Source organism: Frigoribacterium sp. MCBA15_019 (assembly GCF_001864945.1).
Classification (GTDB): Bacteria; Actinomycetota; Actinomycetes; order Actinomycetales; family Microbacteriaceae; genus Frigoribacterium.
Genome location: NZ_MJGS01000012.1, coordinates 251,513 through 273,230, shown reverse-complemented (window position 1 = coordinate 273,230; position 21,718 = coordinate 251,513). Strand labels below are relative to the sequence as shown.

Sequence of the window (21,718 nt, the reverse complement as noted above, 5' to 3'; positions counted from 1 at the left end):
ACTTAGATAACCTCCGGCGCCAGCGAGATGATCTTCATGAACTTCTTGTCGCGGAGTTCGCGACCGACCGGTCCGAAGATGCGGGTTCCGCGGGGGTCTCCGTCGGCCTTCAGGATCACTGCGGCGTTCTCGTCGAACTTGATGTAAGAGCCGTCCGGACGACGGACCTCTTTCTTGGTGCGAACGATGACGGCCTTGACGACGTCACCCTTCTTCACGTTGCCACCGGGGATGGCGTCCTTCACCGTGGCGACGATCACGTCACCCAAGCCGGCGTAACGACGGCCGGAGCCACCGAGGACGCGGATGGTGAGGATCTCTTTTGCCCCAGTGTTGTCGGCGATCTTGAGGCGGGATTCTTGCTGAATCACTTGTGTCTCCTTCTACGCAAGCAGGCCGCGAGGCCTACTTCGCCTTCTCGAGGATCTCGACCAGGCGCCAGCGCTTGGAGGCGCTGAGCGGACGGGTCTCGCTGATCACGACGAGGTCGCCGACACCGGCCGCGTTGGCCTCGTCGTGGACCTTGACCTTGGACGTGCGGCGGATGACCTTGCCGTACAGGGGGTGCTTCACGCGGTCCTCGACCTCGACGACGATGGTCTTCTCCATCTTGTCGCTGGTGACGTAGCCGCGACGCGTCTTGCGGTAGCCGCGGACCTCGACGGCAGCCGAGTCGACCTCGGTCTTGTTCTCGGTGGCCATTACTTGCTCTCCTCGGCGGTCTCGTCAGCCGTCTCGGCCGGCTTGTCAGCCTTCTTGGTCGACTTCTTGGCAGCCTTGGGGGCCGCCTCGACCGGGGCGGGGGTGGCACGGATGCCGAGCTCGCGCTCACGCAGGACCGTGTAGATGCGAGCGATGTCGCGCTTCACGGCACGCAGGCGGCCGTGGCTCTCGAGCTGGCCGGTGGCCGACTGGAAGCGGAGGTTGAAGAGTTCTTCCTTCGCCTTCTTCAGCTCATCGACGAGACGCTCGTCTTCGAATGTGTCGAGCTCGACAGGACGGAGCTCCTTGGAACCGATCGCCATTATGCGTCGCCCTCCTCGCGCTTGATGATGCGTGCCTTGAGGGGCAGCTTGTGGATTGCGCGAGTGAGCGCCTCTTTGGCGATCTCCTCGCTCACGCCGCTGAGCTCGAAGAGCACGCGACCCGGCTTGACGTTCGCGACCCACCACTCGGGCGAGCCCTTACCGGAACCCATGCGGGTCTCGGCGGGCTTCTTCGTGAGGGGACGGTCGGGGTAGATGTTGATCCACACCTTTCCGCCACGCTTGATGTGACGCGTCATCGCGATACGAGCGGACTCGATCTGACGGTTAGTCACGTAAGCGGGCGTGAGGGCCTGGATGCCGTACTCACCGAAGCTGACCTTGGTGCCACCAGTGGCCTGGCCACTGCGGCCGGGGTGGTGCTGCTTGCGGTGCTTGACACGACGGGGGATAAGCATGGTTACGCCTCAGCTCCTGTGGTGGCGGGTGCCTTCTGCTCGCGGGGAGCGCGGTCGCCCCCGCCGCGGCGGGCGCCGTCACGGTCGTTGCGGCGCTCGGGGCGAGACGACTTCTGGTTCGCCTGCTCGCGCGCGAGCTCCTTGTTGGTGATGTCGCCCTTGTAGATCCAGACCTTGACACCGATGCGACCGAAGGTGGTCTTGGCCTCGTAGAAGCCGTAGTCGATGTTGGCGCGGAGGGTGTGCAGGGGGACGCGACCCTCGCGGTAGAACTCCGAGCGGCTCATCTCGGCGCCGCCGAGACGGCCCGACACCTGGATGCGGACACCCTTGGCACCGGCACGCTGAGCACCCTGGAGCCCCTTGCGCATCGCGCGACGGAACGCCACGCGAGCAGCGAGCTGCTCGGCGATGCCCTGGGCGACGAGCTGGGCCTCGGCCTCGGGGTTCTTGACCTCGAGGATGTTCAGCTGGATCTGCTTGCTCGTGAGCTTCTCGAGGTCGCCGCGGATGCGCTCGGCCTCGGCGCCACGACGACCGATCACGATGCCCGGACGGGCGGTGTGGATGTCGACGCGGACACGGTCACGGGTGCGCTCGATCTCGATCTTGGCCACGCCGGCGCGGTCGAGCGAGGTCTTGAGCAGGGTGCGGATCTTGACGTCCTCGGCGACGTAGTCGCTGTAACGCTGTCCCGGCTTGGTGCTGTCGGTGAACCACCGCGACACGTGGTCGGTGGTGATGCCCAGACGGAAGCCGTACGGGTTGACTTTCTGGCCCATTACTTGCTCGCCTTCTTCGTAGCGTCGGCAGCCTCGACCTCATCAGGCGTCGAGAGGACGATCGTGATGTGGCTGGTGCGCTTCAGGATCTTGAAGGCGCGGCCCTGTGCACGCGGCTGGAACCGCTTGAGGGTGGCGCCCTGGTCGACGAATGCACGACTGATGTACAGGTCCTGCTCGTCGAGGTAGCTGTTCGAGGCGTCCGCCTTGACCCGAGCGTTGGCCATGGCCGACGCGACGAGCTTGTAGACGGGCTCGCTGGCGCCCTGAGGCGCGAACTTCAGGATCGCCAGAGCCTCGGCGGCCTGCTTGCCGCGGATCAGGTTGACGACACGACGGGCCTTCATGGGGGTGACGCGGATGTGACGCACGCGTGCGATCGACTCCACCATTTCTCTCCTCCTTCACGTCGCCGCGTTAGCGGCGACGACCCTTCTTGTCGTCCTTCACGTGACCACGGAAGGTGCGGGTGGGCGCGAACTCACCGAGCTTGTGGCCGATCATGCTCTCGGTCACGAACACGGGGATGTGCTTGCGTCCGTCGTGCACGGCGATGGTGTGCCCAAGCATGTTGGGGACGATCATCGAACGGCGCGACCAGGTCTTGATGACGTTCTTGGTGCTGGCCTCGTTCTGCGAGACGACCTTGCGAAGCAGGTGGTCGTCAACGAAGGGGCCCTTCTTAAGACTGCGTGGCATCTTCTACAACTCCTACTTACGCTTCTTGCCAGCGTTACGACGACGGACGATGAGCTTGTCGCTCTCTTTGTTGGGGTGACGCGTGCGGCCCTCTTTCTGGCCCCACGGGCTGACCGGGTGACGTCCACCGGAGGTCTTGCCCTCACCACCACCGTGCGGGTGGTCGACGGGGTTCATGGCGACACCACGCACGGTCGGGCGGACGCCCTTCCAGCGCATGCGGCCGGCCTTACCCCAGTTGATGTTCGACTGCTCGGCGTTGCCGACCTCGCCGATCGTGGCGCGGCAGCGGGCGTCGACGTTGCGGACCTCGCCCGACGGCAGACGGAGCTGCGCGTAGGGGCCGTCCTTGGCGACGAGACGCACCGACGCACCGGCCGAGCGGGCCATCTTCGCGCCTCCACCGGGCTTGAGCTCGATGGCGTGGATGACGGTACCGACCGGGATGTTCTTGAGCGGCAGGTTGTTGCCGGGCTTGATGTCGGCGGCGGCACCCGACTCGACGACGTCGCCCTGCTTCAGCTTGTTCGGCGCGATGATGTATCGCTTGGTGCCGTCCACGAAGTGCAGGAGCGCGATGCGAGCCGTGCGGTTGGGGTCGTACTCGATGTGAGCGACCTTGGCGTTGACGCCGTCCTTGTCGTTGCGACGGAAGTCGATCACGCGGTACTGGCGCTTGTGGCCACCACCGATGTGACGGGTCGTGATGCGACCGGCGTTGTTGCGGCCACCGGACTTCGAGAGCGGGCGCAGCAGCGACTTCTCGGGCGTCGAACGCGTGATCTCCGCGAAGTCGGCGACCGACGAACCGCGGCGACCCGGGGTCGTGGGCTTGTAGTTACGAATTGCCATGATTTATGCCTCTGCTCCCTAGCCGACAGCCGTGAAGATGTCGATGGAACCGGACTTCAGCGTGACGATGGCGCGCTTGGTGTCCTTGCGCTTGCCGGTGCCGAAGCGGGTGCGACGGGTCTTGCCCGTTCGGTTGAGCGTGTTGATGCTGTCGACCTTGACGTCGAAGATCTTCTCGATGGCGAGCTTGATCTCGGTCTTGTTCGAACGCGGGTCCACGAGGAAGGTGTACTTGCCCTGGTCGATCAGGGAGTAGCTCTTCTCGGAGACGACGGGCGCGATGATGACGTCGCGGGGGTCTTTTCCGTAGCCGCTCATGCGGTGGCCTCCTTCTTGGTCTTCGAGGCGACGAAGCCGTCGAAGGCGCTCTTCGTGAAGACGATGTCGTCGCTGACGAGGACGTCGTAGGCGTTCAGCTGGTCGAACGTGATCACGTGGACCGTGGGCACGTTGCGGACGCTCTTGAGGGTCAGCGTGTCGTCGCGGTCGGTGACGACCAGGACGTGCTTGCTCGAGGCGATCGACGCGAGCAGGTCGAGGGCGACCTTGGTCGAGATCGAGTCGGCGACGAAGCTCTCGACGACGTGGACGCGGGCGCCACGAGCGCGGTCGGACAACGCACCGAGCAGGGCTGCGGCGATCATCTTCTTGGGGGTGCGCTGGGCGTAGTCGCGGGGCTGCGGACCGTGGACGATGCCACCGCCGGTCATCTGAGGAGCGCGGATCGAACCCTGACGGGCGCGGCCGGTGCCCTTCTGCTTGAACGGCTTGCGGCCGGCGCCGGAGACCTCGCCGCGACGCTTGGTCTTGTGCGTGCCCTGACGGGCGGCGGCCTGCTGGGCGACGACGACCTGGTGGATGAGCGGGACGTTCGTGACGACGTCGAACAGCTCGACGGGGAGCTCGACCGTGCTGGTCTTCTGGCCCTTGGCGTCGACGACGTCGACCGAGGTGGCCGATGCGGTAGTGGTGGCCATGAGCTACTTCCCCTTCACGGCGGTGCGGACGAAAACGATGCGGCCACGAGCACCGGGGACGGCGCCCTTGACGAGCAGCAGACCCTTCTCGGCGTCGACGGCGTGCACCGTGAGGTTGAGGATGGTGACGCGCTCGCCACCCATGCGACCGGCCATGCGCATGCCCTTGAAGACACGGCTGGGGGTCGAGGAGGCGCCGATCGAACCGGGCTTGCGGTGGTTGCGGTGCGCACCGTGCGATGCGCTGACGCCCTTGAAGTTGTGACGCTTCATGACACCGGCGAAGCCCTTGCCCTTGGAGGTTCCGACGACGTCGACCTTCTGGCCGGCTTCGAAGGTGTCGACCGTGAGCTCTTGACCGAGTGCGTACTCGGCGGCGTCGGCGGTGCGGACCTCGGTGAGGTGGCGGCGGGGCGTGACGCCCGCTGCGTCGAAGTGACCCGTGGCGGGCTTGTTCGACTTGCGGGGGTCGATCTGGCCGGCCGCGATCTGGACGGCGGTGTAGCCGTCCTTCTCGAGCGAGCGGACCTGGGTCACGACGTTCGGGGCGATCTCGACGACGGTGACGGGGACGAGCTTGTTGTTCTCGTCCCAGACCTGGGTCATGCCGAGCTTCTTGCCGAGCAGGCCCTTGACGTTCTTGGTGGTGCTGATGGTCATGGTCGCCCCCCTACAGCTTGATCTCGATGTTGACGTCGGCAGGCAGGTCGAGACGCATGAGCGAGTCGACGGCCTTCGGCGTCGGGTCGACGATGTCGATGAGGCGCTTGTGCGTGCGCTTCTCGAAGTGCTCGCGCGAGTCCTTGTACTTGTGGGGCGAACGGATCACGACGACCACGTTCTTCTCGGTCGGGAGCGGCACGGGGCCGACGACCGTAGCGCCCGCGCGGGTGACCGTGTCGACGATCTTGCGCGCGGAAGTGTCGATGACCTCGTGGTCGTACGACTTAAGTCGGATGCGGATCTTCTGTCCCGCCATGTGTGACTCTCTCTCGTTCGGACGTCGCGCACCTCGGGGGCCGCCTGACGCTGTTCGCTGGGCGAACATCTGTTGGCACTACGTGTCTCTCGCGTACCGCTGTTCTTGTGTCAATCCATCTGCCGAAACCGGTCGGTGCCCGCGAGGAAGGACCCGGGGAGGGCCATCTTCGCCACCGCCACCTGCACCCAGGGCTTCGCCCCGGCGCACCGCGACCGATGGCCACGGCGATGGTTTCGTTGTGAGATGTGTCCTGCTACCCGCGGCCCAGACGCCTTGCGTCTGTGCACTGCCTGGCAGTGATCCGACACCCGGCGCAGAGGCCAGGCTCGAAATGTTGAACTAGACGATTTTGCCACACGCCTGCATTTGCTGCAACCCGGGCGTGTCGCGGATCTCAGACCGCTTCGACGACCGGGGCCGGCCGGAACCACGGCGGGTAGACGGCGACGCGCGGTGCGTCGGCACCCAGCTCGGCGAGCGTGTCCTTCACGGCGTCGCGGACCTTGTCGTTCGGGACGCCCACGAGGGTCACCGAGGAGAAGGGCACCGAGCCGGGGACGAGCACTTCGGGTCCGAGCAGATCGGGGTCCTTCAGGCTGAAACGGCGGACCATCGACGAGGCGTCGTCCAGTCCCGCGGCCGCGCGGACGCCCTCGACGGCTGCGTCGCCCTCGGTCACGACGAAGTCGTCGCCGAGGGAGGCTACGGGCACGACGAGCATGACGAAGTCGATGGCGCGGGCCTCGCGTGCGGCATCGGACCATTCGTAGCCCTCGGCGCCGGTACGGACGGCGTCCCAGGCGGTCGCGTGGGGCGACAGCGAGAACGGCACGTGGGCGGCGACGGGCTGACCCGAAGCGGTCGTGACGGAGGCGCGGAGGGCCCGCGTGGCCTCGGAGCTGACGTCGAGCACGGGAGTCGCACCCGCCTGCAGGGCACCGGCCTCGAGGATGGCGGGCAGATTCGACACGTGGGTCCAGTGGTAGGCACGCTGGGTCGAGAACTCGGGGACGGGAGTGGCAGCCGACTGGGCGGCCACGGCCACGGCGGCCGAGTCACGGGCGAGCGCGGGCGTGCTGCGCAACGACTCGGGCTTGCGGTTGGAGGGGCGGCGGCGGGTGGTGACCGACCGTGCGGCGGTCGAGGGCATGCCGTCGGCGACGCCCTCGCGCTTGCGGGGAGCACAGATGTCGCACAACTCTCGCTCGAATCCGTGGATGCACTCGTCAGTCACTGCAGTTGTTCCTCTCGGGCGCCCCGAACGGGACGCGACCCTCTAGGTTACGTCACGACGGGGGCCGCCCGCAGACCGAGGGCGACGACGGCAGCCCGCGGGCTCAGCGGAACAGCAGGGCCCGGACCTCGGATTCTGCCGCGTGCAGGCGGGCCGGGTCGATGGTCTCCCCGTGGACGGTACGCGTCGACCAGTCGGGGATCGACGTACGAGGACTTCGCGATGGCCGGGGTGTTGCCGAGCACGGCGGCGGCGTCGCGCATCGCCTGCGCGAGGGACCTCGCCTGGCGGGAGGCCGCCGCCTGCGGCCCGGAGCGGGCCAGGCTGACGGCGGCGGCGACGGTCCCGTGCAGGGTGCGGAAGTCCTTCGCGGTGAACTCGTCACCCGCCTTGTCCTTGACGTACTCGTTGATCTCGGTCGCTCGCAGCGGGTGCCAGGCCGCGCGCGCCTCCTCCGCTCCCCCGACGTCGGCCTTCCAGGCGAGCAACCGGGCCCGCCCGCCACGCCGTTTCAGGCTGCGGACGACGGAGGCCAGGTCGGCGTCGCGGATCTCGGAGTCCCAGTCCTGACCGCTCTTGCCGGGGAAGGCAAGCGACACCGTGTCGCCGGAGACGGTCGCGTGAGCACAGAGCAGGGTCGAGAGCCCGTGGCTGCCGTGCTCCTGCGCGTAGCGCTCGGACCCCACACGTAGGGAGCCGGTGTCGAGCATGCGGAAGGCGGCGGCCAGGACGCGCTCTCGCCCGGCACCGTCGAGGCGGAGGTCGCGCGTCACGAACCGGCGGGCGGTCGGCAGCGACTCGGCGAGGGCGAGGGCACGGTCGAACTTGATGCGATCCTTCTGCTCACGCCAGGTCGGGTGGTAGATGTACTGACGCCGACCTGCGGCGTCCACGCCCGTGGCCTGGATGTGGCCGTTGTCGTACGGCGAGATCCAGACGTCGGTCCAGGCCGGTGGGATCGCGAGGTGCTCGATGCGGCCCCGTAGTTCGACGTCCGCGACGGCAGTCCCGTCGGCGGTGCGGTACGAGAATCCTCGTCCCGCTCGGACCCGGGTCAACCCGGGTCGACTCGAATCGGTCCTCCGGAGGCGCGGCATCGGTCGAGTGAACACCGCCCGTCGCCGAGGGGGCTGGGCGGGGTACAGCGAAGCCCCCGTCGGGGAGACGGGGGCTTCGCCGGGGACGACCTACTGGTTGCCGAGCTTCTTGTCGGCCTGCTCTTTCGCCTGGCGGATCTTGTCGGTGTGCTTGCCACCGGTGGCCTTGTCGGCCGCGGACGCGACGGCGTCGAGGATGTTGTCGCTGACTCCCTCGGCCTTCTCGCTCTTGAGTGCGTCCTGCACCTTGCCGTCCTTGAGGAAGGCCTGGGCCTTCTTGGTGATGTCGTCGAAGCCTGCCATGACGTCCTCCCGTCGGCGCCGGACCGTCCGGCGTCCGTTCCATCGTGCTCCGGGAACGCGAAAGAGGTCAGACCCCGAAGGGCCTGACCTCTTTCGTCAGATCAGCAGTTCTGCGTGAACAGGACTTACTTGTTGATCTTGGTGACCGTACCGGCACCGACCGTGCGACCACCCTCGCGGATGGCGAAGCGCAGGCCGGCTTCCATGGCGATCGGCTGGATCAGCTGGACGCTGATCTCGGTCGTGTCGCCGGGCATGACCATCTCGGTGCCCTCGGGCAGCGTGATGACACCCGTGACGTCGGTGGTGCGGAAGTAGAACTGCGGGCGGTAGTTCGCGTAGAACGGGTTGTGACGGCCGCCCTCGTCCTTCGAGAGGATGTAGACGTTCGCCTCGAACTCGGTGTGCGGCGTGACCGAACCGGGCTTGACGACGACCTGGCCGCGCTCGACGTCTTCGCGCTTGGTGCCACGAAGGAGCAGACCGGTGTTGTCGCCGGCCTGGGCCGAGTCGAGCAGCTTGCGGAACATCTCGATGCCGGTGACGGTGGTCTTGACGGTCGGGCGGATGCCGACGATCTCGACCTCTTCGTTGACGTTGAGCTGACCGCGCTCGACACGACCGGTGACGACGGTGCCACGACCGGTGATCGTGAAGACGTCCTCGATGGGCATGAGGAAGGGCTGGTCGGTGGCGCGAACGGGCTCGGGCACGTTCTCGTCGACGGCGTTCATCAGCTCGGCGACCGTCTCGGCCCACTTCTCGTCGCCCTCGAGGGCCTTGAGAGCGGAGACCTGGACGATCGGGGCGTTGTCGCCGTCGAACTCCTGGCTCGAGAGGAGCTCGCGGACCTCGAGCTCGACGAGCTCCATGATCTCTTCGTCATCGACCATGTCGGCCTTGTTCAGGGCGACGACGATGTAGGGCACGCCGACCTGGCGAGCGAGCAGCACGTGCTCACGCGTCTGGGGCATGGGACCGTCGGTGGCGGCGACGACGAGGATCGCGCCGTCCATCTGAGCCGCACCGGTGATCATGTTCTTGACGTAGTCGGCGTGGCCGGGAGCGTCGACGTGAGCGTAGTGGCGCTTCTCGGTCTGGTACTCGACGTGCGAGATGTTGATCGTGATGCCGCGCTGCTTCTCTTCAGGCGAGTTGTCGATCTGGTCGAACGCCGACGCCGTGTTGAGGTCGGGGTACTTGTCGTGCAGGACCTTGGTGATCGCCGCGGTGAGCGTGGTCTTGCCGTGGTCGACGTGACCGATGGTTCCGATGTTGACGTGCGGCTTGGTCCGCTCGAACTTGGCCTTAGCCACTGTGGGTCCTCCTCAGGACTCGGTTGCGGTGCGGCCGGGGGCCGGGTCGATGACCCGGCCTACCGGACGCCTCGCGGATTGGTGTGTGTACATGTTACGTGGTCGTCGGACGACCACGCGGTTCAGGACTATTCGCCCTTGTTCTTCTGGATGATCTCTTCGGCGACGGCCGAGGGCACCTCTTGGTACGACTCGAACGTCATCGAGTAGACGGCCCGGCCCGAGGTCTTCGACCGCAGGTCTCCGACGTAACCGAACATCTCCGACAGCGGCACGCTGGCCCGAACGACCTTCACACCACTGGCGTCTTCCATCGACGAGATCTGCCCGCGTCGCGAGCTGAGGTCGCCGATGACGTCGCCCATGTATTCCTCGGGCGTACGGACCTCGACCGCCATGAGCGGCTCGAGGAGAACGGGCTGGGCCTTGCGAGCCGCCTCTTTGTAGGCGATCGACCCAGCGATCTTGAACGCCATCTCGGACGAGTCGACGTCGTGCGCCGCACCGTCGAGCAGCAGCGCGCGGACGCCCACCGTCGGGTAGCCGGCGAGCACGCCGACCTGCATGGCGTCCTGGATGCCGGCATCGACCGAGGGGATGTACTCGCGGGGGATGCGGCCACCGGTGACCTTGTTGACGAACTCGTAGGTCGACTCGGCCGTGACCTCGAAGGGCTCGAGAGCGATCTGCACCTTGGCGAACTGACCCGAACCACCGGTCTGCTTCTTGTGGGTGTAGTCGTAGCGCTCGATGCCCTTCTTGAGGGTCTCGCGGTACGCGACCTGGGGCTTGCCCACGTTGGCCTCGACGTTGAACTCGCGCTTCATGCGGTCGACCAGGATGTCGAGGTGGAGCTCGCCCATGCCCTTGATGACCGTCTGGCCCGTCTCGGCGTTGAGCTCGACGCGGAACGTCGGGTCTTCTTCGGCGAGCTTCTGGATGGCCAGCGACAGCTTCTCTTGGTCGGCCTTGGTCTTCGGCTCGATCGCGACCTCGATGACGGGCTCGGGGAACGTCATCGACTCGAGGACGATCTGCTCGGACGGGTCGCACAGGGTGTCACCGGTGGTGGTGAACTTGAGCCCGATGACGGCGTAGATGTGACCGGCGGTCACGCTGTCGACCGGGTTCTCCTTGTTGGAGTGCATCTGGAAGATCTTGCCGATGCGCTCTTTCTTGTCCTTGGTCGAGTTGATGACCTGGGCGCCGGACTCGATCGAACCCGAGTAGACGCGGACGTAGGTGAGGCGACCGAAGAAGGGGTGCACCGCGACCTTGAAGGCGAGAGCCGAGAAGGGCTCGGTCGACTCGGGCTTGCGGATGATGATCTTCTCGGCGTCGCGGACGTCGTGACCCTCCATGGGAGGCACGTCGAGCGGCGAGGGCAGGTAGTCGATGACCGCGTCGAGCATCGGCTGCACGCCGCGGTTCTTGAAGGCCGAACCACAGAAGATCGGGTACAGCTCGGAGTTGACCGTCATCTTGCGGACGGCACCCTTGATCTCGGCGATCGTGAGCTCTTCGCCACCGAAGTACTTCTCGAGCAGCACGTCGTCGGACTCGGCGACCGTCTCGAGGAGCTTGGCGCGGTACTCGGCCGCCTTCTCCTTGAGGTCTTCGGGGATCTCTTCGATCTCGTACTTCGCACCCAGCTCGACGTCACCCTTGGCGTCGCCGCGCCACGTGAGGGCACGCATCTCGACCAGGTCGACGACGCCCTCGAAGGAGCTCTCGGCACCGATCGGGAGCTGCATCACCAGCGGCTTGGCGCCGAGGCGGTTGATGATCGTGTCGACCGTGAAGTAGAAGTCGGCACCGAGCTTGTCCATCTTGTTGACGAAGCAGATGCGGGGCACGTCGTACTTGTCGGCCTGACGCCAGACGGTCTCGGACTGGGGCTCGACGCCCTCTTTGCCGTCGAAGACGGCGACGGCACCGTCGAGCACGCGGAGCGACCGCTCGACCTCGACCGTGAAGTCGACGTGACCGGGGGTGTCGATGATGTTGATCTGGTTCTTGTTCCAGAAGCAGGTCGTCGCAGCCGACGTGATGGTGATGCCGCGCTCTTGCTCTTGCGCCATCCAGTCCATCGTGGCCGCACCGTCGTGGACCTCACCGATCTTGTGGGTGATGCCCGTGTAGTACAGGATGCGCTCGGTGGTCGTCGTCTTGCCAGCATCGATGTGAGCCATGATGCCGATGTTGCGGACCTTGTTCAGGTCGGTGAGCACATCTTGTGCCACGGGTTCCTCCGAAGGGATAGGTGGGGTAGTTGGGGGGACGAGGAGGTGCGGTGCGCGTCGTGCGCACACCGCGCCTCCTCGTGCCGGTTACCAGCGGTAGTGCGCGAAGGCCTTGTTCGACTCGGCCATCTTGTGCGTGTCTTCGCGACGCTTGACAGCGGCGCCGAGACCGTTCGACGCGTCGAGGATCTCGTTCATGAGACGCTCGGTCATCGTCTTCTCGCGACGAGCCTTGGCGTAGCTGGTGAGCCAGCGGAGGGCCAGGGTGTTGGCGCGGTGGGGCTTGACCTCGACGGGGACCTGGTAGGTCGAACCGCCGACGCGACGCGAGCGGACCTCGAGGGTCGGGCGCACGTTGTCGAGCGCCTTCTTCAGCGTGGCCACCGCATCTTGGTCGTTCTTGGCGGTGACGCCGGCGAGAGCACCGTAGACGATGCGCTCGGCGAGGCCCTTCTTGCCGTCGAGGAGGATCTTGTTGACGAGCTGGCTGACGATCGGCGCACCGTAGACCGGGTCGGCGACGACAGGGCGCTTGGGCGCGGGTCCTTTACGAGGCATTACTTCTTGTCCTTCTTCGCACCGTAGAGGCTGCGAGCCTGCTTGCGGTTCTTCACGGCCTGGGTGTCGAGGGCGCCACGGACGATCTTGTAGCGCACACCGGGGAGGTCTTTCACACGACCGCCGCGCACGAGCACCATCGAGTGCTCTTGCAGGTTGTGGCCCTCGCCGGGGATGTAGGCGGTGACCTCGGTGCCGTTCGAGAGCTTCACACGGGCGACCTTGCGGAGCGCGGAGTTCGGCTTCTTGGGGGTGGTGGTGTACACACGCGTGCACACGCCACGCTGCTGGGGGTTGGACCGCAGGGCGGGGGCCTTGGTCTTGACGACCTTCGGCGTACGTCCCTTGCGGACCAGCTGCTGAATAGTTGGCACTGGTTCTCCTCATCGGATCTCGACGCTGTTCTCTCGAACACGCCGAGTCGCGCTGCTCTCGCATCGCTCTGCTCTGTCCGGCTGATCAGCCGGCATCCTCGTCTCGGTGGCCGAGACGGTCTGCCCGTCTCGGCCGCGAGGTCGAGGGGGCTTTTATTCGGGCGCGCGGTCAGGCGCACACCCGAAAGAGCTTATCTTGCGGTAGTGCCTTAATCAAATGGTCGAGGGTCGGCGTGCCCCGGGTCGATGCGGGACACGGCGAGCGTGCCCCCGACGACGAGTCCGGCGCAGATCGCCGAGCCGATCACGAAGGGCGACACGGCGTACCGCGCGGCGAAGAGCAGCACCCAGACGAGTTCCTCCCGCACGAGGCCGTAGACGACTCCCCCGACGGCGAGCATCAGGACGTACACGAGCGCTGCGGTGACGATCGCGACGACGAGGAGGCGCGGTGCGGGTCCTCCAGGGCCGGTCACCTCGTCACCGGTGCCGGAGCGCGTTCCGCCCGCGGTGCCCGGGCGGGCGAACACGGCGGGCTGCGCGGGGAACGTGCCCCGCACCTCCGGAGCCCTGTCGTCGCGGGCGTCGGAGAGTGCCGCCGACCGTAGCAGCGACAGCAGCACCACGAGCACGGCGGCGGCGACCATCAGTGGGCCGAGCAACGTGCCGGCGTCGGGTTCGTCGATCGGGTCGCGGTCGAGCAGCAGCGCCTCGAAGCCCGCGACCATGATGACGAGCGCACCGAAGAGGACGGTGCCCATGACGGCGTAGACGGCTCGGGACATCCTTCGAGGCTACGCGCCCGCAGGAGGCGCGGTGGCCCGCCGATGCGCCACCCCGCCACGATGTGGACACGCCGCCACGTTTTCTCGTGGCGGCGTGTCCAGATCGTGGCGTTCTGGGGCGGGCGGTGGTCGGGACCCGGCCTGAGGCGCTTCGCGCTACTGGCCGGCGGCGGTGTCCGAGCTCGTGCCGTCGGTGCCCTCCGCCGTGGCGGCGGGGGTCTCGGCGGCCTGGTCGGCCTGGGTCGCTGCGGCGTCCTGGAGGACGTAGACGAGGCCGCCGACGGTCCACTGGTCGGGGACGCCGGTCGCGTCGCCGGCCTCGGAGCTGCCGGTGCTGGCGAACGTCGTCACGAGGAAGAGCCGCGACCCGCCCTGCAGCTTCGACAGGAAGTCACGGGCCTGGGCGTAGCTGCCCTGGATGCTGACCGTGATCGGGATCGACGAGAAGTTCGTCGCGGTGACGAGCGGGTCGGTCACGAGGTCGGGGGCGGTGGGCGCGGCCGGGGCGGTGGCGGCGGTCCCGCCCGAGTCGGATGCCGCCTCGTCGGTGGCGGCGGGTGCGGCGACGTCCGTGGTCGTGGGCTCGTAGACCGTCGCGTCGGACGAGGTGAATCCCGTCACGGTCGTGCCCGAGGCCCCGGCCAGCTGGTCGAGTTCGGTCAGGAAGGACGACAGGGCGGCCTGGGACGGCACGGACGTGTCGAGCGTCGCCAACTCGGACTTCAGGTCGGGGAGCTTGGCGTTGTCGGTCTCGAGGGTCGCGAGGCTCGCGCGCAGGGTCTCGTTCTGCGCCTCGACGCTCTGCTGTTGCGACTCGGCGGACGAGGCGGCGACGAGTTGCGGCTGCACCCCCACGAGGAATCCGAGGGCCAACACCACGACGCCGGTCAGGGCGGCGGCGATGAGCATCATCCGGTTGCGGTCCATGGTCACTCGCCGGCTTTCTGGTCGAAGCGGCCCGAGAAGGCGTCCGCCGTGATGTGCATCGTGATGTCCGCTTTGTAGACGCCTTCCTCGAGGGTCACCGAGCCCGGCTGGGCGTCGGCGAAGCCGGGGAGGGTCGCGAGGCCGTTCAGCCAGTCGGGCACGGACGGCAGGGTCGGGCTGGTCGCCTGGAAGGTCAGGGTCGCGACCCGGGCCCCCTGGAGCGGCGCGGTCGGCTGGGTGTACTGCACGAGGGGCGAGGCCTGGTCGAGCGAGACGCTGATGATCGTCACGCCCACGGGCAGGGTGCCCTGCACCTTCTCGAGGTAGGTCGGCCAGTCGATGTCGGTCGAGCCGCCGACCTTCTGGGCGGCCTCGACCAGGTCGAGCTGCCCCTGCGTGGTCTTGAGGTCCGCGTACTTCGTCTGGGACATGAGGAGGGACTGGGTCTCGCCCTGGGCGGTCATCAGCCCGTCCTCGGCCTGCATGCGCTGCAAGAACGCCGCGCCCGAACCGATGCCGACCACGATGGCGACCACGACGACGCCGGCCCAGACCCGATGGGTCAGGGCGGCGGCGCGACGCTCGGCGCGGACCTCAGGAGGCAGCAGGTCGACGCGAGGCGCGCCTCCTACGGTGATGCCGATGTCTTTCCCACGGGTTCTCATGCTGCGCTCCCCAGGGCCAGGCCGAGGGCCACGGTCAGGTCGGTCGACCGCGACCGCAGGGCGGTCTCGTCGAGGTTCTTCGCGAAGCCCACCGTCGCGAACGGGTCGGCGAGGGCGACCGGCAGGCGGGTGACCTCACTGAGCGCCTCGGGCAGGCCCGGCAGGGCCGCTCCCCCACCGGCGATCATGATGCCCGCGACGGTCTCGGTCGGGCGGGTGTTGACGTAGTACTGGATCGTGTTGCGCAGGCTGCCGAGCAACTCGTTGACGGACTCGAAAATCGCGGCCGACGCGGCCTGCTCGTCGGGAGTCGTGACGGTCGTGGCGAGGCCGCGGCCGAACTTGATGCCCTCGGCGACCTGGGACGAGACCTCGAGCTTCGTCGCGACGGCCTGCGTGACGTCGTCACCGCCCGAGGGGATGATGCGGACGAACTGCGGGACGCCGTCGGCGATCATGATGACCGAGGTCGTGCTGTGACCGATCTCGACGAGCGCGACCGTGCCCGCGATGCGCGGGCGGGTGACGAGGAGGCGCGTGTTCGAGAACGGGATCAGGTCGACCCCCAGCGTGGTCAGGCCGGCGAGCTTGCTGGCCTGCACGTTGCCGAGGACCGCGTCCTTGACCGCCGCGATGAGCAGCCCGTGGACGACGGGACCGTTCTCGCCGAGCCCTTCGGCGTAGGGGTAGAAGTCGAGCAGGGCGTCGGCGACCGGGACGGGGAGCATGTCCTGCACCTGGAACGGCAGCATCTCGCGGATGCGTTTGTGCGAGGCCTTCGGCACCGTCATGTCGCGCGCGAGCACCCGCTGGTTGCCCATGCCCAGCACGACGCGCTTGCTCTTGAAGCCCCCGGCCGACCACAGCTGCTTGAGCGTGCCGGCCATGGTCTGCGACTCGATGACCTCGCCGCGGCTCGCGGCACCGTCGGGCAGGGCGACCTCGCTGAACCGGACGATGGTCGGCTTCGCCTTGTCGACGTCGGCGACCTCGACCGCGCGCACGAAGCGGCTGCCGATGTCGATGCCCACGATGTTCTTGCCCATCAGTTCTGCTCTCTGTCAGCTCGCCGGCTCATGCCAGGCCGAGGAGGGTGAGGTACGCCGTGGCGACGGTGCCGCCGGCGAAGACGCCGACCCAGGTGCCCGCGAGCATCCAGGGGCCGAAGGGGATGCCGCCCGTGCGATGCACGCGCCGGGTGACGAGGAGGACGATCGCGAAGAGGCCGCCCAGCAGGAACGCCGCGAAGGCGCCCACGGCGAACTCGCCCCAGCCGAGCCAGGCGAGGTACAGGCCGAGCACGCCGGCGAGCTTGACGTCGCCGAAGCCCATGCCTCCCGGGTACGACAGGGCGGCGATCAGGTAGAAGGCGAAGAGGGAGGCCAGGCCGATGGCGGCGCGGACGAGCGCCGACCAGTCCCCCACGAGGATGCTCGAGGCCGCCAGGAGCGCGCCCCCGACCGCGTAGGACGGCAGGACGATCGCGTTCGGCAGTCGGTGGTGCTCGAGGTCGATCACGGCGAGCGCGACGCTGACGCCGGCCAGCCAGAGGAACGCGACGAGCGCCAGGAGGCGCGACACGAGCGGCAGCGCCTCGGTCGGGACGTCGACGAGCGGCCACAGCCGGGCGGCGACGAGCACGAAGAACAGGCCGGTGGCCAGTTCGACGATCGGGTACCGGGCCGAGATGGACGTGCGGCAGTCGCGGCACTTCCCGCCGAGGGCGAGCCAGCTGACCACGGGGACGTTGTCACGGCGGCGGATCGGCGTCGAGCAACTCGGGCAGGCGCTCGCGGGTCGCGCGATCGAGATCCCCGCGGGGACGCGGTACACGACGACGTTGAGGAACGAGCCGATGAGCAGACCGAAACCACCCGCCAGGAGGACGGCGGTGACCCACGGGGCCGCGATCACGTCGCGGCCCCGGTCGACGTGAAGGCGGCCTTGACCTCGGTCTGCGTGGTGACACCGTACGAGGTGGTGACCGGGCTGAGGAACTTGGGCGGCGCGAGGTACCGCAGGCGCGTGTCGTAGGTGTAGGCCTTGATGTAGCCGTTCGACCCGCTGCGGACGACGCCACGGTAGGCCTGCGAGATCGACCCCTTGATGGTCAGCGTGCCCCGGTCGCCACCGCGGCCGTAGTTCTGCACGAGGAACGAGTGCTGGACGGAGATGATCGCGGCGTCGATCTCACGGTCACGGTCGCCCAGCATCGAACCGCCGAAGACGTTGACCGGGTTGTGCACCCAGGTGACGCCGTCGGAGGCCAGGCCGAGGATGTTCGTGCTCGCGTTCGTGGACGCGTAGGTCAGGTCGCCCGTGACGTAGAGGTAGTTCTTCGCCGCGATGGTCAGCTGCCCCTGGAAAGCGCCCTTGACGAAGGCGTCCCCGCTGCGGGCACCGTAGGCGCAGGCCCCGGAGCCCGGACCGCCGGCCGTGTTCGCGATCGGGACGGACTCGCCGGCCAGGGGGTAGCCGACGTGGTTGTTGGAGCACGAGGTCTCGGTGAGGTCGCCGGTGGAGGCCCACGCGTTGACGTTGGACTTGCCCTTGCCCGACGCGGGCACGGGGATGTCCTGGACGTAGACCAGGTTGTTCGCGGGCACGGTGATGGTCGCGCCGTCGGTCGAGCCGAGCTGCCCCTTCCCCGTGCCCGGTGTGCCGCACTCGGCCGGGGCGCTGCCCTCGGTGGCCTCGGCGTTCGCGAGCCGCGTCATCTTCGAGTACGGCGACTTGACGGTCATCTTGCCGTCGGCGGTGAAGACGATGTCGGTCGGCCCCGTGTAGAGGCAGCCGGGGCGCGGCACCTCGGCGGGGATGTCGGTGCGGGTCTCGCGCACCTTGTCGTTGTTGGTGTCGGGCATCTGCACGGTCGCGACCTGACCGGGAACGCCCTTGTCGAACGTCTGGCCCGAGCAGGCACTGTTGTTCGAGTCGACCTTGGCGTACGTGCGTCCGAGGGTCGGGTCGGCCGTGGTCACGACCTCCTTGAAGGTCGCCGAGCAGACGCGCATCGTGTCGTTGGAGTGTGCCGGCCCGTAGATCGTGTCTCCACCGCTGAACGCGATCTCGCCGCAGTCGTCCCCCTGGGTGCGTCCTTCCCAGGCGTGCTTGGTGCAGTCCGCGTTCGTGCTGCGGGTGAGCGTGGGGTCCTGGGACTCGATGTCGGTGAAGTACAGGTAGTCGATGAAGCCCTTCTGGCGAAGGTCGGCGATGACCGACCGCGTGGCCGAACCGACCTTGCCCGTCGAGCGGATGCGCAGGGCGCCCGACCCGACGTACTTCGAATTGTCGACCTCGTAGCGGAACTGCGCGAGGTCGGTGCTGCCCGGCACCGAGGCCCACGAGCCCGAGGGGCCCGACCCGAACGCCTTGTTGGCCTGACTGCCCGACGGCAGGGTCAGCTTGCTGGCGGTCGCCTTGCTGAACGGGGCGTCGGAGTCGCCGTACTGCTGGTAGCTGTTGTCGTTGGCGAGACGCGACTGGTACTCCTCGACGCCGGCGTAGGCCGCGGCGAGGGCACCGTTGACGTCCTGGTCCCCGTCGGCCTTCTTGAGCCCGCTGGTGGCCACGGTGAGGGCGGTGGCGGCCATGATGACGAGCACCATGCCGAAGATGAGGGTGATGGCCATGGCCATGCCGCTCTCGGCGGACGGGCCGCCCAGGCCGAGACGGGTGCGCAAGGAGGTCATGTCGTCGCCCCTCCGGCGAGGTTGGACAGTGAGACGGTGTTCTGCAGGGTGACCGCCTGGCTCGACATCGAGCTCGTCCGGTCGATGGTCAACGAGATGGTCACCGCGGCGATGGAGGGCAGCTGCGACGCCGTGAGCGCACCCGAGGCGTCGGGGGTCAGCGCCTTGCCCGTGAAGTCGAGATAGGTGAAGAGCGGCGCACCGCTGCTCGCGGCCGTGACGACGGTGCCGCCGAGGGCGCGCTTGGTCGCCGGCGAGGTGAACTGCCAGAAGTCGGTCTGGAGGGGCGTGGCCACGACGGTGGACGAGCTGAGGGTGCGGTCGGCCTCGACGCGGAAGGTCACGCGCCGCGGCACGGTGGTCAGGGAGTCCGCGGTGTTGACGGCTGTCGTCAGAGTGAGGCTCTCGGTCGTGGCGAGCGTGAACGACGACGCCTCGGTGCCGCCGGGTTGGGCGATCGTGCGGGCGGCGCGGATGGTCCGACTGAGGTCGTTCAACCCGTTCGAGGCGACCCTGGTGTTGGCGTCGATGAAGCGGGCCTGGGCCGTGGCTTTCGTCAACGAGACGAAGGTGGTCGAGACGACTGTGAGGACGATGCCGAAGACCATGATCGCCACGAGCAGCTCGGCCAGGCTGACGCCCTCGTCACGGCGGGCCCGGGCGATGAGTCGCCGCAGCGCGGTCACTTGGCGGGCCTCGGGTCGAGCGTGACGACGTTGGCGGTGCCGCCGCTGCCACCGAAGATGGCCCCGATGATGCTGCCGATCAACCCGCTGATGGTCAACGACCGGAGGTTCGAGGTCGACGTGCCCGAGCTGATCGCCCAGGTGCCGTAGGGAAGGGCGATCGTCACCTCGTTGGCCGGCGTCTTGTTCTTGACCGTGAAGGAGTAGGTCTGTGTGGCGGCGCAGCCGGGGTCGCCGTTGAGGGCGGTGGTCGACCGGGCCTGGATCAGGGTGTCGCTGCCCGCGGCGAGCTTCACCGTCGTCACGCCCATCGGCAACGGGTAGGCAGCGGTCTTGTCCGACGCGGCGACGAACGGCTGGCGCGTGGCCGTCTTGCCGGCGGCGTTGGCAGGCCACGAGGCCGGGTCGGGTGAGAGGCAGCTGCCGCCGGTCGTGCCGACGGGCAGGTACGTGCCGGCGATCAGCTGGTAGCCGGTCGTCAGGGGGAAGAGGTAGGCGTCGCTCACCGGGCCGTTGAGCACGTACGCTTCGGGCCCGCCGAGGACGGTGGTCTTGAGGTCGTTCGGCAGCAGCACGGTGCCGCCGGTGTAGTTCGAGGCGTAGCCGAGTTCGAAGTCGTCACCCAGGTCGTAGGTGAACGAGACACCGGCCGTGTCTCCCTTGACGACGACGGTTCCCGTCTTGAACGGCGCCGGCTGCTGCCGGGAGTCGCGGTAGGGCGCGGCGTCGGCCCGCGAGACGGTCACCTTGTAGGAGCCCGGAAGCACCTTGATGGCGACCGCGCAACCGTCGGCGTTGGTCGCGCCGGGCTTGGAGCCGGAGGTCAGCGCTTTGCCGGGGGTGGTCGAGGCGGTGTCGGGCTCGACCGTGACCACGACGCCCGAGACCGGGCCACCCTTGGTGTCCTTGACCCCGATGACGATCGTGCCGGTGTCCTGGTCGTTGAGCCGGCTGTTGGGGGCGAGGATCGTGTCGCTGCGCACGGGCGAGGTGGTCTTGCGCATGCCCGACCAGGTCACCGCGACCTGCAGACGCTTGTAGAACAGCGAACCGTTGCCCGACGCGGAGGCCGGGGTGCAGGTCGCGTCGACGCCCGTGGTGGTGATCCAGGCGGCGGTCTGGGCCACGGTGAACGTGGTGCCGTTGACGACGGTCGTCGTCGTGCCCGAGGCCACCGCGACGACGTCCGTCACGGCGCGGGCGACGTCGACGGCCTGTGCGGCGAGGTTGGTGGCGACCTCACGGCTGCGGTTGTCGCTCGAGATGGTCAACGTGGTGCCGACGGCGACGATCGAGCCGACCGTGATGATCGCGAAGACCAGGAGGGCGACGACCACCTCGACGATCGACAGGCCGGCGTCGCGCGCCTCGGGGTCGAGGGGACAGAGACGGGCGCTGAGGCGCTGCAACATGGTGGTTCACCTCCCGGTCGGGTCGAGGGCGTTCATGTCCTGTAGCAAGGACGTTGGAAGAGGCGGGACGAGGACAAGCCGCCGTCCCGCCTCAGGGGCGAGCTGAAGGGCTAGGAAATGGTGCAGGCCGTCTCGCTGACACCGGAGTTGCCGGTGGCGTAGAACTTCTTGTTTGTCGAGCTCGTTCCGATGATGCAGAAGGAGTCCGTGGACGACTTGCCGAACTTCAGCTCGGTCGTGTTGTCGCTGATCGTCGCACCAGCACCGGCCCAGTCGGGAGTCGTCGCGGTTCCCGCAGCAGGTTTTGCCGTCTGGGTGAAGGTGGCAGTGGCGGGCAGCGTGCTTGTTGCGTTCGTCTGCAGGCTGATGATGGCCGTCTTGAGGTTCGTGACGTCGCTCTTCACGGCCGAGTCCTTGGCGTTGTTCTGCACGCCCAGGTACACCGGGATGGCGATCGCGGCGAGGATGCCGATGATGATCACGACGACGAGGAGCTCGATCAGGGTGAAGCCCTTGTCCTTGTCTTCGGCGAGGTTCTGGCGGCGGGCGCTGAGCTTGCCCATGAGGGTGAAGTACATGTCGCTGGTCCTGTTCGGTCGGGTGCGGGGTGGTTGTCTCGGTGTTCGGGTAGGCGGTCACCGAGCTCCCGCCGGGATCGATGGTGCCACCTGGGAAAGTGCCCCAGAATCC

The 21,718-nt window shown here is 67.7% G+C and carries 27 protein-coding genes and 1 pseudogene; all 28 read right to left on the bottom strand.

Going from position 1 to position 21,718, the window contains the following annotated elements; genetic code table 11:
* Window positions 1-2: 2 nt before the first annotated feature.
* Entirely contained in the window at window positions 3-371 is a 369-nt protein-coding gene (gene rplN, locus BIV04_RS10555) for a 50S ribosomal protein L14 (protein WP_043593350.1), read from the bottom strand.
* A gap of 34 nt (window positions 372-405) precedes the next feature.
* Window positions 406-702: a 30S ribosomal protein S17 gene (gene rpsQ, locus BIV04_RS10550; protein WP_071256223.1), complete on the bottom strand. Its 297-nt coding sequence runs from the start codon at window positions 700-702 to the stop codon at window positions 406-408.
* Entirely contained in the window at window positions 702-1,025 is a 324-nt protein-coding gene (gene rpmC, locus BIV04_RS10545) for a 50S ribosomal protein L29 (RefSeq protein WP_054145424.1), read from the bottom strand. Before rpmC ends, rpsQ begins: the two co-directional genes overlap by 1 nt.
* On the bottom strand, window positions 1,025-1,444 hold the full coding sequence (rplP, locus tag BIV04_RS10540) for a 50S ribosomal protein L16 (protein ID WP_043593355.1): 420 nt from the start codon (window positions 1,442-1,444) through the stop codon (window positions 1,025-1,027). The genes rpmC and rplP overlap by 1 nt, the downstream gene beginning before the upstream one ends.
* Before the next feature lie 2 nt (window positions 1,445-1,446).
* Window positions 1,447-2,226 (bottom strand): 30S ribosomal protein S3, encoded by a 780-nt coding sequence (gene rpsC / locus BIV04_RS10535; RefSeq protein WP_043593357.1) that lies wholly within the window; start codon window positions 2,224-2,226, stop codon window positions 1,447-1,449.
* Complete coding sequence (rplV, locus tag BIV04_RS10530; RefSeq protein WP_043593358.1) at window positions 2,226-2,618, bottom strand: 50S ribosomal protein L22; 393 nt, start codon at window positions 2,616-2,618, stop codon at window positions 2,226-2,228. Before rplV ends, rpsC begins: the two co-directional genes overlap by 1 nt.
* Window positions 2,619-2,643: 25 nt before the next feature.
* Window positions 2,644-2,925 (bottom strand): 30S ribosomal protein S19, encoded by a 282-nt coding sequence (gene rpsS, locus BIV04_RS10525; RefSeq protein WP_043593360.1) that lies wholly within the window; start codon window positions 2,923-2,925, stop codon window positions 2,644-2,646.
* Between the two features lie 12 nt (window positions 2,926-2,937).
* A complete protein-coding gene (gene rplB, locus BIV04_RS10520) occupies window positions 2,938-3,777 on the bottom strand; it encodes a 50S ribosomal protein L2 (RefSeq protein ID WP_054145423.1) in 840 nt (279 codons plus the stop codon).
* Window positions 3,778-3,795: 18 nt separating this feature from the next.
* Window positions 3,796-4,095: a 50S ribosomal protein L23 gene (gene rplW, locus BIV04_RS10515; RefSeq protein ID WP_043593363.1), complete on the bottom strand. Its 300-nt coding sequence runs from the start codon at window positions 4,093-4,095 to the stop codon at window positions 3,796-3,798.
* On the bottom strand, window positions 4,092-4,754 hold the full coding sequence (gene rplD / locus BIV04_RS10510) for a 50S ribosomal protein L4 (RefSeq protein ID WP_054145422.1): 663 nt from the start codon (window positions 4,752-4,754) through the stop codon (window positions 4,092-4,094). Before rplD ends, rplW begins: the two co-directional genes overlap by 4 nt.
* A gap of 3 nt (window positions 4,755-4,757) precedes the next feature.
* On the bottom strand, window positions 4,758-5,408 hold the full coding sequence (rplC, locus tag BIV04_RS10505; protein ID WP_167599061.1) for a 50S ribosomal protein L3: 651 nt from the start codon (window positions 5,406-5,408) through the stop codon (window positions 4,758-4,760).
* Window positions 5,409-5,424: 16 nt separating this feature from the next.
* A complete protein-coding gene (rpsJ, locus tag BIV04_RS10500; protein ID WP_043593369.1) occupies window positions 5,425-5,733 on the bottom strand; it encodes a 30S ribosomal protein S10 in 309 nt (102 codons plus the stop codon).
* A gap of 397 nt (window positions 5,734-6,130) precedes the next feature.
* Entirely contained in the window at window positions 6,131-6,970 is an 840-nt protein-coding gene (locus tag BIV04_RS10495) for a DarT ssDNA thymidine ADP-ribosyltransferase family protein (RefSeq protein ID WP_054145421.1), read from the bottom strand.
* Window positions 6,971-7,073: 103 nt separating this feature from the next.
* Window positions 7,074-8,067: pseudogene (locus tag BIV04_RS10490) on the bottom strand (DNA topoisomerase IB).
* Window positions 8,068-8,157: 90 nt separating this feature from the next.
* Window positions 8,158-8,370, bottom strand: coding sequence for an Rv0909 family putative TA system antitoxin (locus BIV04_RS10485; RefSeq protein WP_071256222.1), 213 nt, complete (start codon window positions 8,368-8,370; stop codon window positions 8,158-8,160).
* Between the two features lie 125 nt (window positions 8,371-8,495).
* Complete coding sequence (gene tuf, locus BIV04_RS10480; protein WP_054145418.1) at window positions 8,496-9,686, bottom strand: elongation factor Tu; 1,191 nt, start codon at window positions 9,684-9,686, stop codon at window positions 8,496-8,498.
* 128 nt (window positions 9,687-9,814) lie between these two features.
* Window positions 9,815-11,929 (bottom strand): elongation factor G, encoded by a 2,115-nt coding sequence (fusA, locus tag BIV04_RS10475; protein WP_056043577.1) that lies wholly within the window; start codon window positions 11,927-11,929, stop codon window positions 9,815-9,817.
* An 87-nt stretch (window positions 11,930-12,016) separates the two neighbouring features.
* Entirely contained in the window at window positions 12,017-12,487 is a 471-nt protein-coding gene (gene rpsG, locus BIV04_RS10470) for a 30S ribosomal protein S7 (protein ID WP_043593378.1), read from the bottom strand.
* A complete protein-coding gene (gene rpsL, locus BIV04_RS10465; RefSeq protein ID WP_043593380.1) occupies window positions 12,487-12,861 on the bottom strand; it encodes a 30S ribosomal protein S12 in 375 nt (124 codons plus the stop codon). The genes rpsG and rpsL overlap by 1 nt, the downstream gene beginning before the upstream one ends.
* A 209-nt stretch (window positions 12,862-13,070) precedes the next feature.
* Window positions 13,071-13,646 (bottom strand): DUF6121 family protein, encoded by a 576-nt coding sequence (locus tag BIV04_RS10460; protein WP_071256221.1) that lies wholly within the window; start codon window positions 13,644-13,646, stop codon window positions 13,071-13,073.
* Window positions 13,647-13,802: 156 nt separating this feature from the next.
* Window positions 13,803-14,579: a hypothetical protein gene (locus BIV04_RS10455; protein WP_143048666.1), complete on the bottom strand. Its 777-nt coding sequence runs from the start codon at window positions 14,577-14,579 to the stop codon at window positions 13,803-13,805.
* Entirely contained in the window at window positions 14,576-15,238 is a 663-nt protein-coding gene (locus tag BIV04_RS10450; RefSeq protein WP_071256218.1) for a hypothetical protein, read from the bottom strand. Before BIV04_RS10450 ends, BIV04_RS10455 begins: the two co-directional genes overlap by 4 nt.
* Window positions 15,235-16,284 carry a type IV pilus assembly protein PilM gene (gene pilM, locus BIV04_RS10445; protein ID WP_071256216.1) on the bottom strand — a complete coding sequence of 350 codons (1,050 nt, stop codon included), beginning with the start codon at window positions 16,282-16,284 and terminating at the stop codon, window positions 15,235-15,237. The genes BIV04_RS10450 and pilM overlap by 4 nt, the downstream gene beginning before the upstream one ends.
* A gap of 28 nt (window positions 16,285-16,312) precedes the next feature.
* A complete protein-coding gene (locus BIV04_RS10440) occupies window positions 16,313-17,152 on the bottom strand; it encodes an A24 family peptidase (RefSeq protein ID WP_071256215.1) in 840 nt (279 codons plus the stop codon).
* Window positions 17,149-18,930: a hypothetical protein gene (locus tag BIV04_RS10435; RefSeq protein WP_071256214.1), complete on the bottom strand. Its 1,782-nt coding sequence runs from the start codon at window positions 18,928-18,930 to the stop codon at window positions 17,149-17,151. The genes BIV04_RS10440 and BIV04_RS10435 overlap by 4 nt, the downstream gene beginning before the upstream one ends.
* Window positions 18,927-19,616: a type II secretion system protein J gene (locus BIV04_RS17480; RefSeq protein WP_071256212.1), complete on the bottom strand. Its 690-nt coding sequence runs from the start codon at window positions 19,614-19,616 to the stop codon at window positions 18,927-18,929. The genes BIV04_RS10435 and BIV04_RS17480 overlap by 4 nt, the downstream gene beginning before the upstream one ends.
* Entirely contained in the window at window positions 19,613-21,028 is a 1,416-nt protein-coding gene (locus BIV04_RS10425) for a carboxypeptidase-like regulatory domain-containing protein (protein WP_071256211.1), read from the bottom strand. The genes BIV04_RS17480 and BIV04_RS10425 overlap by 4 nt, the downstream gene beginning before the upstream one ends.
* 110 nt (window positions 21,029-21,138) lie before the next feature.
* Window positions 21,139-21,606 (bottom strand): type II secretion system protein, encoded by a 468-nt coding sequence (locus BIV04_RS17515; RefSeq protein ID WP_071256210.1) that lies wholly within the window; start codon window positions 21,604-21,606, stop codon window positions 21,139-21,141.
* Between the last annotated feature and the right edge of the window lie 112 nt (window positions 21,607-21,718).

Bases quoted from the DNA above. Each gene is read 5' to 3' on its own strand.
- rpsQ (WP_071256223.1), bottom strand. From the start codon at position 702: ATGGCCACCGAGAACAAGACCGAGGTCGACTCGGCTGCCGTCGAGGTC.
- rpmC (WP_054145424.1), bottom strand. From the start codon at position 1,025: ATGGCGATCGGTTCCAAGGAGCTCCGTCCTGTCGAGCTCGACACATTC.
- rplP (WP_043593355.1), bottom strand. From the start codon at position 1,444: ATGCTTATCCCCCGTCGTGTCAAGCACCGCAAGCAGCACCACCCCGGC.
- rpsC (WP_043593357.1), bottom strand. From the start codon at position 2,226: ATGGGCCAGAAAGTCAACCCGTACGGCTTCCGTCTGGGCATCACCACC.
- rplV (WP_043593358.1), bottom strand. From the start codon at position 2,618: ATGGTGGAGTCGATCGCACGCGTGCGTCACATCCGCGTCACCCCCATG.
- rpsS (WP_043593360.1), bottom strand. From the start codon at position 2,925: ATGCCACGCAGTCTTAAGAAGGGCCCCTTCGTTGACGACCACCTGCTT.
- rplB (WP_054145423.1), bottom strand. From the start codon at position 3,777: ATGGCAATTCGTAACTACAAGCCCACGACCCCGGGTCGCCGCGGTTCG.
- rplW (WP_043593363.1), bottom strand. From the start codon at position 4,095: ATGAGCGGCTACGGAAAAGACCCCCGCGACGTCATCATCGCGCCCGTC.
- rplD (WP_054145422.1), bottom strand. From the start codon at position 4,754: ATGGCCACCACTACCGCATCGGCCACCTCGGTCGACGTCGTCGACGCC.
- rpsJ (WP_043593369.1), bottom strand. From the start codon at position 5,733: ATGGCGGGACAGAAGATCCGCATCCGACTTAAGTCGTACGACCACGAG.
- BIV04_RS10485 (WP_071256222.1), bottom strand. From the start codon at position 8,370: ATGGCAGGCTTCGACGACATCACCAAGAAGGCCCAGGCCTTCCTCAAG.
- rpsG (WP_043593378.1), bottom strand. From the start codon at position 12,487: ATGCCTCGTAAAGGACCCGCGCCCAAGCGCCCTGTCGTCGCCGACCCG.
- BIV04_RS10460 (WP_071256221.1), bottom strand. From the start codon at position 13,646: ATGTCCCGAGCCGTCTACGCCGTCATGGGCACCGTCCTCTTCGGTGCG.
- BIV04_RS10450 (WP_071256218.1), bottom strand. From the start codon at position 15,238: ATGAGAACCCGTGGGAAAGACATCGGCATCACCGTAGGAGGCGCGCCT.
- pilM (WP_071256216.1), bottom strand. From the start codon at position 16,284: ATGGGCAAGAACATCGTGGGCATCGACATCGGCAGCCGCTTCGTGCGC.
- BIV04_RS10435 (WP_071256214.1), bottom strand. From the start codon at position 18,930: ATGACCTCCTTGCGCACCCGTCTCGGCCTGGGCGGCCCGTCCGCCGAG.
- BIV04_RS10425 (WP_071256211.1), bottom strand. From the start codon at position 21,028: ATGTTGCAGCGCCTCAGCGCCCGTCTCTGTCCCCTCGACCCCGAGGCG.
- BIV04_RS17515 (WP_071256210.1), bottom strand. From the start codon at position 21,606: ATGTACTTCACCCTCATGGGCAAGCTCAGCGCCCGCCGCCAGAACCTC.